At 46.0% G+C, this 13,351-nt stretch carries 17 protein-coding genes; 9 read left to right on the plus strand and 8 right to left on the minus strand.

Translation table 11 applies throughout. From position 1 onward, the window contains the following. From MMAH_RS08830 to MMAH_RS08850, 5 genes are all read right to left on the minus strand, one after another. Complete coding sequence (locus MMAH_RS08830) at positions 1–411, minus strand: DUF126 domain-containing protein (RefSeq protein ID WP_013038208.1); 411 nt, start codon at positions 409–411, stop codon at positions 1–3. Next, on the minus strand, positions 392–1,582 hold the full coding sequence (locus tag MMAH_RS08835) for an aconitase X (RefSeq protein WP_013038209.1): 1,191 nt from the start codon (positions 1,580–1,582) through the stop codon (positions 392–394). The genes MMAH_RS08830 and MMAH_RS08835 overlap by 20 nt, the downstream gene beginning before the upstream one ends. Before the next feature lie 20 nt (positions 1,583–1,602). Then, positions 1,603–2,877 carry a UbiD family decarboxylase gene (locus tag MMAH_RS08840; RefSeq protein WP_013038210.1) on the minus strand — a complete coding sequence of 425 codons (1,275 nt, stop codon included), beginning with the start codon at positions 2,875–2,877 and terminating at the stop codon, positions 1,603–1,605. A gap of 199 nt (positions 2,878–3,076) precedes the next feature. Beyond that, complete coding sequence (locus MMAH_RS08845) at positions 3,077–3,544, minus strand: DUF5806 family protein (RefSeq protein ID WP_013038211.1); 468 nt, start codon at positions 3,542–3,544, stop codon at positions 3,077–3,079. Between the two features lie 180 nt (positions 3,545–3,724). Continuing rightward, positions 3,725–4,528, minus strand: coding sequence for a sugar phosphate isomerase/epimerase family protein (locus MMAH_RS08850; RefSeq protein WP_013038212.1), 804 nt, complete (start codon positions 4,526–4,528; stop codon positions 3,725–3,727). Positions 4,529–4,781: 253 nt separating this feature from the next. On the opposite strand from MMAH_RS08850, the gene mtrE reads away from it, so the two are divergent. The 8 genes from mtrE to mtrH are packed head-to-tail and all read left to right on the plus strand — an operon-like array spanning position 4,782 to position 9,707. Then, complete coding sequence (gene mtrE / locus MMAH_RS08855) at positions 4,782–5,690, plus strand: tetrahydromethanopterin S-methyltransferase subunit E (protein WP_013038213.1); 909 nt, start codon at positions 4,782–4,784, stop codon at positions 5,688–5,690. Continuing rightward, complete coding sequence (gene mtrD / locus MMAH_RS08860; protein ID WP_013038214.1) at positions 5,687–6,406, plus strand: tetrahydromethanopterin S-methyltransferase subunit D; 720 nt, start codon at positions 5,687–5,689, stop codon at positions 6,404–6,406. Before mtrE ends, mtrD begins: the two co-directional genes overlap by 4 nt. Position 6,407: 1 nt before the next feature. Then, positions 6,408–7,223: a tetrahydromethanopterin S-methyltransferase subunit MtrC gene (gene mtrC / locus MMAH_RS08865; protein ID WP_013038215.1), complete on the plus strand. Its 816-nt coding sequence runs from the start codon at positions 6,408–6,410 to the stop codon at positions 7,221–7,223. Beyond that, positions 7,220–7,543, plus strand: coding sequence for a tetrahydromethanopterin S-methyltransferase subunit B (locus tag MMAH_RS08870; RefSeq protein WP_013038216.1), 324 nt, complete (start codon positions 7,220–7,222; stop codon positions 7,541–7,543). The genes mtrC and MMAH_RS08870 overlap by 4 nt, the downstream gene beginning before the upstream one ends. 1 nt (position 7,544) lies before the next feature. Next, positions 7,545–8,267, plus strand: a complete 723-nt coding sequence (gene mtrA, locus MMAH_RS08875) for a tetrahydromethanopterin S-methyltransferase subunit A (protein WP_013038217.1) — start codon at positions 7,545–7,547, stop codon at positions 8,265–8,267. 5 nt (positions 8,268–8,272) lie between these two features. Further along, positions 8,273–8,500, plus strand: coding sequence for a tetrahydromethanopterin S-methyltransferase subunit F (locus MMAH_RS08880; RefSeq protein ID WP_013038218.1), 228 nt, complete (start codon positions 8,273–8,275; stop codon positions 8,498–8,500). Position 8,501: 1 nt separating this feature from the next. Then, a complete protein-coding gene (mtrG, locus tag MMAH_RS08885; RefSeq protein WP_013038219.1) occupies positions 8,502–8,735 on the plus strand; it encodes a tetrahydromethanopterin S-methyltransferase subunit MtrG in 234 nt (77 codons plus the stop codon). A gap of 15 nt (positions 8,736–8,750) precedes the next feature. Further along, positions 8,751–9,707 (plus strand): tetrahydromethanopterin S-methyltransferase subunit H, encoded by a 957-nt coding sequence (gene mtrH / locus MMAH_RS08890; RefSeq protein ID WP_013038220.1) that lies wholly within the window; start codon positions 8,751–8,753, stop codon positions 9,705–9,707. A gap of 15 nt (positions 9,708–9,722) precedes the next feature. Here the strand turns inward: mtrH and MMAH_RS08895 are convergent, their stop codons facing one another. Further along, positions 9,723–10,343, minus strand: a complete 621-nt coding sequence (locus MMAH_RS08895) for an endonuclease III domain-containing protein (protein ID WP_013038221.1) — start codon at positions 10,341–10,343, stop codon at positions 9,723–9,725. A 107-nt stretch (positions 10,344–10,450) separates the two neighbouring features. Here MMAH_RS08895 and MMAH_RS08900 point away from each other — a divergent pair, with 107 nt between their 5' ends. Next, positions 10,451–11,905, plus strand: coding sequence for a DUF4139 domain-containing protein (locus tag MMAH_RS08900; RefSeq protein ID WP_157198725.1), 1,455 nt, complete (start codon positions 10,451–10,453; stop codon positions 11,903–11,905). Between the two features lie 11 nt (positions 11,906–11,916). On the opposite strand, the gene hdrB is transcribed toward MMAH_RS08900, so the two are convergent. Both hdrB and hdrC read right to left on the minus strand, forming a co-directional pair. Beyond that, positions 11,917–12,810 (minus strand): CoB--CoM heterodisulfide reductase subunit B, encoded by an 894-nt coding sequence (hdrB, locus tag MMAH_RS08905; RefSeq protein WP_013038223.1) that lies wholly within the window; start codon positions 12,808–12,810, stop codon positions 11,917–11,919. Continuing rightward, positions 12,807–13,292, minus strand: a complete 486-nt coding sequence (hdrC, locus tag MMAH_RS08910) for a CoB--CoM heterodisulfide reductase subunit C (RefSeq protein WP_013038224.1) — start codon at positions 13,290–13,292, stop codon at positions 12,807–12,809. The genes hdrB and hdrC overlap by 4 nt, the downstream gene beginning before the upstream one ends. Positions 13,293–13,351: the final 59 nt, after the last annotated feature.

Raw genomic sequence — 13,351 nt, forward strand, 5'->3', positions numbered from 1 at the left:
TTAATCCTTTATTTCCAGCCAGCCTTCTTTTCCGTCTACATTCACGTTCATACCATCCTTCAGCATCTCAAACGGATTACTTTCCAGACCATCAACCAGAGGGATTTCGGAAATGATCGCTCCCACAGCTACTATCGGTTCACATTCCAGGTTTACCATTGCAACCGGAGCAACACCATTTTTGAAAAGCTGATAAATTACATAGGAACCCACTGTAGAGCCTTTCCCATGAGGAAATACCAATACCTTACCACCTATTTTTTTCCCGAAAAGACAATGATCAGGATCAACGATCTTACCTGTCTGAGGATCTACGTTGCCCAGAAAAGAGATCGGATCTTCAGAAAGCAATACTTCACCGCCAGCACTTCCTTTTGAGATGCCCCTGCCTTTAATCCGAATGGGAACCACCCCCCTTTTCCATGCATTTTTCAATATTTGCAATTGTTGCGGCCACCTTGCACATTCCAGGCAGGTAGGCATAGGCTTTTCCGGAATTTACTGCCATGTGAGATAACTTATCGGTTGCCGGGGAGACCACCATACATGTGTCACAGAGAACCTTTGCACCACTTTTCTCGATACGTTCTACAAGCCTGGGATTGAACTCAGCAACTTCTCTGGAAGTAAATATCCAGACATTGTTATCCACTACTTTACCTTCAAGCTTTGCAGCAACCTCTTCCAGTTCTTCCGGTGAACAGTGAGGACAACCCACAGCAGCGCTGTCACATTCTGTTATTCCATCACCTGATACTGTTTCATAAACTTCATCTATCTGGGTTCTTTCAATCGTCAATTGTTCCGCGGGCAGCTCGAAATCTTTCCTGCAGCTTTCAGGAGTGACACCTTCCACATGATAGAGGGCTACCGCACCCGATGCGGCCATTGCAGCACCCAGCGCTTTGAGCTGGTCCCTGTGAGGTGTGGATCGCATCCTGAACAAGGGCACACGTTTACCTGCTGCTTTGCCTGCGATATAGCCCAGGACTGCATAGTCCGAAGCATCCAGTTCACAGTCCACGGAGATCATAAGTTCAGGTATCCTGTTCTCATCCAGATGATAGCCATAGTTTGCGGTTTTACCCACAAGGGCTGCACAGAGAGCAGAAGGGCCACCCTCACGATTGGTACGGGCTCCAATAACGGAATTGGCGTAGGATACAGCCGAGGATTCACTCCAGGCAAGATGATCACCGTAGGTCGCCGAGAAACTTTGCAGGTAGTAAGGCGTGCATGTACACTGGACCTCTATACCCAGACTGCTATATGCCTGGATGATCTCCTGCTGCTTTTGGGCGAATTCAGCAGATACTCCCATCTCCTGCCATCTTTCAAGATCCATGCCGGCAGGATTGAGGATGGAAGGCACCTGCACCTTGCCGTCAAGATCGGATATCCATTCCAGACCAGCATCACCCATCGTTTTATAGGAAACGCCTGCAATCTGGGCACTTTTAATGGGAATCAGGCGGTCTGCCTCATATATATCACCCAATGCGACCAGGATTTCCATGGCCTTTTGTAGGGTAGGTCCGCTTTCCCCTGACATTATTCGTTCTTCTTCAGGTGTGAGATACATATAAAAACCTTCAAATGTAATCAGTTAATGTTTTTTGGCATCGTGGCTCTTTCGAATTTCTCTTTTTCTGCCAGCACCTTTGTGGCATCAATACCCATTTTAGTAGTTGTACCATCGGATGCCCCGCGGGGATCAAGAGAACTTCCCCGGACGCCGGGAATTATCATAACATCTGAATCCGCCTTCACACGTGTTGCCATGGCAAATTCGATGTCATCACTGTCAAATATATCTATATCCTCATCCACAACAATCACATGTTTGAGACTGGTATGGGCGGCAAACGCTGCCATTATGGCGTTTTTTGCATCTCCCTCTGTCTGCTTTTCAATCTGGACAATGGCATGAAGATAGCAGCAGCCTCCTTCGGTCAGAATTACGTTTCTTACTTTTGTAACTTCCCCGACAGCCTCGTAAATACGGGGTTCATAGGGTACACCCATCATCAGCAGGTGTTCAGGACCTGCGGGCAATATTCCGTGGTATATGGGGTCTTTACGATGCCATATTTTTGTAACAGTTATGACCGGCTCCTGGCGTACAAGATCATAGGTACCCGTGATATCCACAAATGGGCCTTCATCTGTCCTTTCTTCGGGATAGATGTAACCTTCCATGACAATTTCAGAATGTGGGGTCTTTATACCATTGTCACATTCAAAAAGTTCCACGGGATTGCCCATCAGGGCAGCCGCATAATTAAATTCCTTGCCTTCCCCCACCCGTGTTGTGGATGCAAAAGCAATCGCAGGGTGCGGGCCCAGTACTATGGAAACAGGCAATGGATCACCATTATTTTCAGCCTCTTTTTGCAGAAGATATGTATGTCTTGGAGGCACGAGGCGCCCGGCCAGTTTATTTTTCCCCACAACCATCAGGCGATGGATAGAGGCATTTGTCACACCTTCATATTCGGAAACAACTATTCCTGCCGTGATATAGGGACCACCGTCTTTCTCAAAATGAGTCATAATAGGAAGAGAATAGAGGTCCACTTCCTCTACACAAACTTCTTTTGTAGGAGAAGAATCCACAACCCTTATTTCCCCATCCGGCTGTATCCCGGAAAGACTCTGGATAATATCACTTCTATTGACATTAAGCATTGCTCCCAGCTCATCCCTGCTTCCCAGTACGTTCATAATCGCCCGGTAGCCATTAATATTTTCGAAAAGGACCGGTCCGGAGGTATTTTTTGCAATCATTGGTGCCTCGTACTCGGCATTCACCTTTTCTTTGATTACAGTAAGCCTGCCGGAAGTACGGATCCTGTCAAGAAAATCTCTGAGGGTCATTGGTTACTAGTATAAAAGGGGATGATAAATACATATTGCCAATAAAAAGTTGTAAGCTCCCATCAAATAATTGTGGGAAACAGGATAATGGAAAGGAGGTTGACAGGAGCCCACAGATATTCGGCAATTGAGAGAATGATATGACATTATAAATACCATCTATTTTGCATCACATGTGTAATCCAGATAGCTAACAACATCAGTACTCAAATCCATCTGCTTCATTGATATTTTTGAGGACCTGGGCTATCAATAGCTGCACTTCCTCTGAATGAGATTCGGATAATTCCCCGCCTTCAATCTTGAGCAACTCTCCTATATCCCCTATCATGCTATGGATCATGGCAAGCATTTCTTCCTGGCCTATCAGTCCTGCATAATATGCATAAAAAAATGTTGTGCCACTACGCCTGACTTTTTTCTTGAAGGTGGAATGGGCATTGGATACTTCCTGCCTGGAATACGGACCCTCTGCAAATGGTACAATATCCGGCAGGTTTTCACCTATCCAGGTCATTTCAGAATGGTCGGATACATTTTTGAAATCTGCACAGAGGCGGGCTATCATCCATTCACGCGCTGTCAAATGAGTTGTAGATTTAAGGTACCTGTTAACTTCAGAGTATGTCTTGTTTTCCATTTTCTTGAATTTCTCATACCTATTCATGCTGATACCTTCTTTGTATTGCAACCAACATAATACGCATTGCTGTGATGTTTTAATAATTTATTCATAAGAAAAATGAAGCAGAGGTAAAAACTCCCAGCTCTGCACAAAAGGACCCACAGATCAAATCATAAAAAAATTAAAGGAAACGTCTACAGGGAAGGCCCGCATCCCGTAAACTCAGGGAAACATTTCATCCAGTTTATCCCTTCCTGCAATGACATCATCCAGAGAAAAGACTTCAAGATTGAATATTCCGTCAAATCCTGACAATTCTTCGAGTACGGTATAATCGATACAACCCGAACCTGGCCCAAGGTGTGCATCTCCGAAATAATCACCCTTGCATTCCCCGTAATTATCGTGAACGTGTACATGGACAACATGTTCTGCAAAAAGCCGGGCAAAGTGCCTGAGCAGGCCACAGTCTCCCCTGCAGGTCAGGTTGGCATGACCAACATCAAAAGTGATACCAAGAGAGGGAGAATCAACTTCAAGCACTGCCCTTATAACTTCCTCTGCACCACAGCAGAGATTATCAGGAGCTGTATTTTCCTTATTTTCAAGTCCCAGTACCACACCTCTGTCTGAAGCAAAGGCTGCCAGTTCTTTCAGGTTTGCAATCATTTTACTGAAAGATTTTTCATAATCTGCTCTCTGGATACCAGGATGAATGACAACAACATGGGAACCAATCTCTGCGGCAAGATCAATGGACTCTTCCATGAGTCTGAAATCCTGTTTGCCCATGGCTGCTGTATCAACCACAAGATCAGAAGGATAGGTTGGTACATCGGCAAAATAAGGAGCGTGGATCGATGTCTCCAGATCACAGGTGGACAATTCATCAAGTATTGAAAAGAGCCTCTCCCTGTCCAGTGTTTTCCCATTATATACACCAAGCTTGGGAATATAGAGTTCAACAGAATCAACATACTCATCGAGTTCAGGCAGCGGGGCTGCAAAGGAAGATGCACCAATCATATAGAATACTGTTCTGCAAGCAATAAATAATCCTTTTGGTAAGGCAAAGAGACACTGTTCCCAAACTCGAAAAGAATAAATAAATCGATTCCGGGAGACAAATCCGAAAGGTTTATGAATTATATTAAATAATCCAAACCCACCTTAGATGAGTCTATGTTATAATTCATAACATACAGAACAAACCCCTAAAAGTTGTTCTACAACAATACATGGATTTATTATAATTAATTAAAAAAGGAGGATAAAAGACATGGAACCACTCATAGGAATGGGTGTGTTGGCACTAATGGGTGCAGCGGCAACTATCGCCGGTGCATCGGAAGATCTGGAATCCGATGTCGGTTCTCAGAGTAACCCGAACTCCCAGGTACAGCTGGCACCCCAGATGATGTATCCACACAGGATTTTTAACAAAGCCATTTCAGGTGAACCACCCTCCAATGCATTAATTGCAGCGGTCGGAGGTGCATCTGCATCGGTGCTTATGAGCGCCTACAGTATGTCAGTGGTCTTTGCCATAGCAGTTGGAGCTCTCATTGCAGCCGGTATACACGGCACTTACGCAACAACTGCATATTTGGGAAGGAGCGCAAGCCAGAAAAGATTCAGACAGCCCATATATCTTGACATGGTTCGTTCACACGTACCTGTTATGATGGGATTTGCCTATATTACCACATTTTGTATCCTTGTTGTGTCATATCTCATGACATCAGTCCTGGCACATCCCTTCCCGCTTACCCTGCTTGCATTCATATGGGGTATCACTATAGGAGCAGTAGGCTCTTCCACCGGGGATGTGCACTATGGTGCAGAACGTGAATTCCAGAATGTGGAATTCGGATCCGGGCTTAACGCTGCAAACTCTGGTAACATCGTGAGGAAGGCAGAATGCGGACTGAGAAACGGTATTGACAACTCCTGGTTCTGCGCCAAATTCGGAGGACCTCTGACAGGCCTTGCTTTTGGTATGGTAGTATTCCTTAGTGGATGGATCACTACAATATTTGACCCTTCAATGGGAGCCAATATTGGCTGGCTGGCAATTGTTGCCGGACTTGCAATCATACTTATTTTGGTCTTAGGAAACCGCAGACTGGAAGTTTTCGCACGTAAACAGTACGGTCCGTACAAAGAAGATGAAGAGGTGACTGCATGATAGATATTGCAGGAGTACTGGCAGCCAATTTCCTATACGTGATCCTCATCACACTTGGAGGAGTGCTAGTATCCGGAAGTGTCCACTTCGTACCTGTGGGTGGTGCACCCGCAGCAATGGCACAGGCTACCGGAATTGGAACCGGTACAGTACAGCTGGCTGCAGGTGCGGGTCTTACAGGACTTGTAACAGCAGGCGCAATGCTGAACGTGACAGACAGTATCGCCCTGATCCTTGCAGCCGGTATGGTCGGTGCAATGATTATGATCGGCGTAACTATGATGGTCGGAAACCTTGTGTACGTCTACGGTGTCGGTGTCCCCCCGGCTTCAGCAAAGGTAGACTATGATCCGATCACAAAGGACAGACAGGATATCTATGTATCACAGGGTACTGAAGGACACGGTCTTCCAACTGTATCATTTGTAAGTGGTATTATCGGAGGAGGTCTGGGTGGTATCGGCGGTGCACTTGTCTATTATTCCCTGATGAGTATTGCAAACGGTATGGCCTCTGCAGACTTTATAGGTCTTGCAGCTATCTTTGCAGTGGGAATTTTCTTTGTCAACGCTGTGATTCCATCTTACAACATAGGCGGTACAATCGAAGGATTCCATGATCCTAAGTTTAAGAAATGGCCAAAAGCAGTAGTAACATCTTTAATTGTTACATTTATGTGCGCAATTGTAAGTGTAATTACAATAGGAGGTCTGTAACATGTCTGCAGGAGGAAGTGGCGGAGGTGCCGCAGAGGCAATTCCCCAGAATAAACTTATCGCTTTCGGAGCAGCAGGCGGACTTATCGCAATCTACCTGAGTTATTTCATGGTACAACTTGCGGGACCTGCATTTTCATTCATAGGTGCCCTCGGCGCGATTTGCGCTATTGTATGGGGCGCCGCTGCAGTACGCAGGGTGGCCAATTATGGTTTGGGCACAGGTGTACCATCAATCGGTATGCTGTCACTCGGTATGGGTATAGTGGCCGCAATGTTCGGTCTTGCAGTAGGAGGTATTGCCGGACCAGTAGTTGCTTTTGTAACTGCAATGATCATTGGCCTTGTAATCGGTATCCTGGCAAACAGAGTTATAGGAATGGGCATACCGATCATGGAACAGTCCACAACTGAAATAGCAGGTGCAGGTACCCTGGCGATTATAGGACTCAGTACAGCCATGACAGGCACTTTCATGTTTGATGTGATTCTGACCGAGATAGTCGCTACAGGTTACATCGCACTGATTTTCATCGTTGCAGGTATTGCAATTCTTCATCCTTTCAACGCAAACCTCGGACCCGATGAAAAACAGGACAGGACCCTTTCCACTGGATTTGAAAAAGGTGCTATTGCAATGGTGATGGCCGGTATCGTCTCTGCAGTTTCAGCCGGTGCATCCGCTGCCCCCACGATCGTTATCGGACTGGCCATATGGTATGTTTCTTTCAGCCAGTACTGGAACTATGTTCTCAGGGACGCATATGATGTGGTTGGAACAGGTCTCCTGCCAAAGGAAGAGGAGGAATCGGAATGAGCATGGTACATGTTGCCCCTGAAGTACACTTAGTACTGGACCCGATGTCATCCCTGCTTGCCGCAGAACGTGATGATGTCATTGCATATTCCATGGATCCAGTAATGGAAAGAATAGATGACCTTGATAAGATCGCAGATGACCTTGTGAATTCCCTCGCCCCGGACAGGCCCCTTCTCAGTTCCTTCCCGGGAAGAGAAAACACATCATACAGTGCCGGCATATACAGCAATGTGTTCTATGGTGTCATTGTAGGACTGGTATTCTCAGGAATTCTGGCAATTGTGATCTACATGCTTAGCATGACGGGAGGATTGTAAAATGGCAGAAAAAAGAGAACCAGCAGCCGGATGGCCAATCCTCAAGGGAGAATATGATGTAGGAGATCCGGAAAACTGTGTTGCAGTAATTACTCTGGGTTCACACCTGGATGGCGGACCCATGCTGGAAGCAGGAGCTTCAATTACAGGCCCCTGTAAAACAGAGAATCTGGGTCTGGAAAAAGTTGTATCCCACATTATTGCAAACCCAAATATCAGGTATCTGGTCGTAACCGGATCTGAAGTAAAAGGACACATAACCGGTGAAGCATTCATTATGCTGCACAAAAATGGTGTCAGTGATAACAGAATCGTGAATGCCAGCGGTGCTATTCCATATGTGGAAAACCTGACCGAAGAAGCTGTACAGAGGTATCAGGAACAGATCGAATGTATCGATCTTATCGGTACCGAGGACATGGGAACTATCAGCAGCAAGATAAAAGAACTTGCAGCCAAGGACCCTGATGCTTTTGATGCAGATCCCCTTGTGATAGAAGTCGGCGGTGAAGCAGAAGAGGAAGAAGAAGTCGGTGGCCTAAAGCCGATGGCATCCGAGATCTCTGTAATTCGTGGCAGGATTCTTGATATCGAGAGGGAAATGGCCAGGATTGGAGAGTTCAATAAATTCCATGCCGGTGTCCACGCAGGCAAGTTTGAAGGAATAATGATCGGACTTGCCATTACATTATCCCTACTTGGCCTGATATTATTCGGGAGGTGAATGATATGGCGGAAGAAGAATATGGAAAAGGCGTGCCAATGGTCATTGAACCAAAGATGGGCGCCATTGATCGAGTGGTCGAAGATATCCGTTACAGGGCCCAGCTGATATCCAGGAGCCAAAAGCTTGATTCGGGTGTATCAGCCGCAGGAATAGTCGGTTTCACAATCGGATTTCTTTTTGCACTGATAATGGTTATCATACTACCACTATTGGTATGGCAGGTGATTTAAGATGGCTGACGAACAAGCGAATAACAATATTCCAGCCGTAGTGGTGGACTCGGAAGATTTTGACAAAATACTCAAGAAACTCAATGATATCGACGAGAAAATTGAGTTTGCCAACAGTGAAATCACACAGAAGATAGGCAAGAAAGTAGGAAGGGATATAGGAATACTCTATGGAGCAGTTGCAGGCATATTGATGTTCTTGCTCTATATCTCGATATCACCTATACTTTTCTAAAATAGAGGTAATAACATGTTCAAATTTGATAAGAAACAGGAAGTATTCGAGGTCGGAAATGTCAAGTTCGGCGGACAGCCCGGCCAATACCCAACCATTCTCGTCGGTTCAATGTTCTACAACAGGCACAACATTGTAACTGACGAAGATACTGGCGAATTCGACAGACCAGCAGCAGAAAAACTCTGGGACAACATGCTCGAGATGGCAGAAACTACAGGAAACCCCTGTGTCAACCAGATCGTGGGTGAAACCCCCGAAGCTATCAAAAAGTACATAGACTGGTTTGTTGAGTACGATGAAAAGACCCCGTTCCTGATAGATTCTTCAGCAGGGGACGTCCGTGCTGCAGCAGCTGATTATGTTACAGAGATCGGTGTTGCTGACAGGGCGATCTACAACTCCATTAACGCCAGTATCCACGAAGAAGAGATCGAAGCGGTCAAGAGAAGTGACATTGAAGCATCCATCGTACTCGCATTCAATGCGGTTGACCCAACCCTTAAGGGTAAGATTGAAGTACTCGAAAAGGGTGCATCCGGTCAGACACAGGGTATGCTTGATATCGCCAAGGATTGTGGAATCACAAAACCCCTGGTTGATGTTGCAGCAACTCCCCTTGGTGCCGGTGCCGGTTCATCCATCCGTGCAGTAATTGCTGTAAAGGGCCACTTTGGCCTGCCTGTAGGTGGAGGTTACCACAACATGGCATCCGCATGGGACTGGATGAAGACCTACAAGAAACAGTTCGAAACAAAGGAGCAGCGTAAGGCAATCTACATGCCTACTGATATCGGTACAAACCTCATACCACAGATCCTGGGATCCAACTTCCAGCTCTTCGGTCCAATCGAGAACACAAACACCGTGTTCCCGGCAACCGCAATGACCGATATCATCCTTGCAGAAAATGCCAAGGAACTCGGCCTTGAGATCGAAGACGAAAACCATCCAATCAACAAACTGGTCTGATATTTCAGATCGGTTTTACTTTTTCTTTTCTTTTTTAGCACACAAATCTTCTATTGCACAAACCTCACAAGCAGGAGACAGTGGTTTGCATACCGTTTTGCCAAACTGGACAAACAACTCGTTAACTTCTCTCCAGTAAGATACCGGAACCTGTTTTTGTAACTCAATTTCGGTCTGGTCAGGAGTCACGGTATCCACAAGACCCAGCCTGTTTGATATCCTGTGTACATGAGTGTCCACTGCAATTGCTTTTTCCAAAAAAGCATAGGAAAGCACACAATTTGCGGTCTTCCTTCCAACGCCTGGAAGTTTAAGTAACTCAACCATGGAAGCAGGGACCTGTGAATCATATTCATCTATAAGTATCTGAGAAATCTCTTTAATCCTGCCGGCTTTCACCCTGTAAAAACCCACATCCTTGATAAGAATTTCAATCTTTTCTACATCTGCCTCCACCATCTGTACAGGAGTAGAATATTGATCAAAAAGTCTCCGGGAGGCAACTTCTGTAACTTCATCCCTGGTGCGCTGGGAAAGAACAGTTGATATCAGTATATAGAAGGGGTCCCTTTCGGTGGAAAAGTATTCATGAGGATAAAGGGGTTTCAACCTGTCGAATATTTCTTCCGTGTCCATGGATAATTCAATGTTATGCAAAATAATAAGGTTTACCTGATGGAAAGGCTTCAAACGAATTCGAAGTTAAAGGCAATTACTTATAACTGTCATGGCTATTATCTTTTATGAAGCAGAACAAGATGTTACTCTATGCTTTAATGGCAATTGTTGTGCTGTCTGTCGTTTTTTCGGTGGCAACATACAATACACCCGGAAATGGTGATAAGGAACAGTCTGTAAAGCCTTCCGTGGCATCCACTTCAGGTTCCTTTAAAGACCTGATGGAAATGACAGCTATGGAAAATACAAACAATGCTCTCCAGCTGACAATCTACTCCGGCAACTTTGCCCTTGTCAAGGAAAAAAGGCAGGCACAGCTGGAAGAGGGTTATAATAATCTCAGGTATTCGGATGTACCGACCAGGATAGAACCATCATCCGTCATTCTGGAAGATACCGGTGACAATGGCATTTCGATAATCGAGCAGACATACCGCTATGACGTAGCCAGTAGGTCCGGCCTGCTGGAAACTTATACAGGCAAGGAAATAATGGCATATGACACCGATGGAAAACAGTACACAGGAACCCTTCTGAGTTACCGGGACGGGCTGGTCCTGCAGACTACAGAAGGTGTCATAAGCCTGTCCGAGACTTCAAAGATTGAATACCCGGATTCAGCAGACCTGCTCACAAATCCGACTCTCATCTGGCAACTGTATTCTCCCATTTCCGGTAATGTGGAGATGCTCACATCCTATATCACAAATGGAATTGGCTGGGACATGGGCTATGTTATCAAGACTGATGCTGAAGAAAAAACGGCTGATATCGAGGGATGGGTCAATATAGATAACAATGCAGGTACATCATTTGAGGATGCAACAATAAAACTAATGGCAGGCGATATTAACAGGCAGTCTGCACAAAAAGCCTATGATTCTGTGAGATACGAAGTTCCCGCTGAAGAAGCTGCTGCGGGTTCCTTTGACCGGGAAAGTTTTTCGGAATACCACATGTACACCTTGAAACGCCAGTCCAGCCTGCCGGATAAACAATCCAAGCAGATCTCCCTGTTCTCAAAGGACAATGTGCCTGTGGAGAAGGAACTGGTTTACGACAGCTGGAATGGTGACAGGGTCAGTATCAGTCTCACTCTGGACAATTCAGAGGAAGAAGGGCCTGGAGTTCCGTTACCTGCAGGGGTTGCAAAACTCTACCAGCCTGACAGTGCAGGCCATCTCCAGTTTGCAGGTGAGGACAGGATCGATCATACACCGGTAGGGGACAGCATCCGCCTTACAGCTGGATATGCATTCGATGTGACCGGTGAAAGAGAACAGGTCGAATATGAGAGAATTGGTACAAACAGATACAGGACCACAAACAGGATCACAATTTCCAACTACAAGGAAACAAATGAAGAAGTTGTGATAGTGGAACGCCTCTATGGAGATTGGGAAATCACCAAATCATCCCACCCATACACCAAGCAGGATGCAAATACCATCGAATTCAAGGTAGAAGTGCCTGCTGAGGGAGATGTGGAAGTTACCTATACATCCCTCTACAATTACTGAGCACCCTGCGCTCAGTCTTTTTTTAATTCATTAAGTAAATTGCAGAAATCCGAACAGTCCATTTCATTGAGATTTATCCCAACATCTTCTGGAGAATATCCCAGTGAAAGGGCCAGTAACTGGGAATAGTGAATTACCGGGATGCCAAACTCCCTGCCTTTTTCTGCAAGGGATACCTGACCCGCATCGAACTGCATGTGACAGAAAGGACACGCTTCCACGATGCAATCTACATCTGCCCCTTCAATCTTGCCTAGTTTGTGTTCGGTGATTGCAAGAGCCGTTTCACCCAGGGCTGACCTGACACCTCCACCTGCACCGCAGCATTCCATCTTATCGGGATAATCCACACTTGTGCAGCCCAGCACCTCCACCAGTTCATCAAAAACAGAAGGATGCTCCACACTGGCAGTAGCCCTGTTTGATGAGGGTTTGAGCATGTGGCAGCCGTAATGTAAGGCCACTTTCAGATCCAGTTGTCTGACAATTGTTTCTTTTATTTTTTGCACACCTATTTCTGAATACAGGAATTCGATAATATGACGTACATCAATGGTACCATCAAAATGGCGCCCGATTTGTGACAGGTGACTGTTGGTCTGCTCTTTCAGGACAGGGTTGTTTTTCAGTTTGAGATTGGCATCCGCCAGGGATCCATAACAGCCGTTACAGATTGTCAGAACATCTCTCTCATCTGTTTCTGACAATGTGATGTTCCTAGAAGCCAGGGCCAGCCAGGTGGGTTCATCAAAGGAACGAAACACGCCGGGTGCAGGACAGCAGGATGCACCTTCAAGCTCTTTCCAGTCAATACCCAGGCTTTCAAGGCAAATACCTGTGGCTTTTTCAATCCCGGGATAACGGTTGGGCACAAGACAGCCCAAGAAAAGGGATATTTTCATCATTCCTTCCCCCCTGTAATATCCCCGAAACCACAACTTGCAAGCAGGAGCTTTACATCTTTCAGGTCATCAGGATGGCTGTGGACCGTGGATGGCAGGGAATTCAGGCCCAGTTGCATGCGTTTTTCTTTGTGAGCGTCATCAATAGGGACAGCGTGGCCATGTTCCTGAAGCAGATTGGCCACTTGCCTGTGTCGCTCCAGAATCAACCCCTCATGGGCGGCAATACTGCGCACAGCAAGTATGGCATCCACAATTGCAATACCCCGGGGACATCTCTCCTGACAGTTGTAGCAGGTCGTGCACATCCAAAGAGATTCATCAGAGATGGCTGCATGATCCCTGCCTATCTTGCGCACAAGCCGCCTGACATTCAGACTGGCCTGTCTGCCAGAGGGGCAACTACCACTGCATACGCCACACTGCATACATTTCAGGACATTGAAATCCTCTATAACCTCCTCAATTGAAGGAGCACCTGCCATGATTATATTCACCTACCCGAAAGTAGATTTTCATTTGTTATAAAGATGAGGCATGTCCT

Origin of the sequence: Methanohalophilus mahii DSM 5219 (genome assembly GCF_000025865.1) — an archaeon.
Classification (GTDB): domain Archaea; phylum Halobacteriota; class Methanosarcinia; order Methanosarcinales; family Methanosarcinaceae; genus Methanohalophilus; species Methanohalophilus mahii.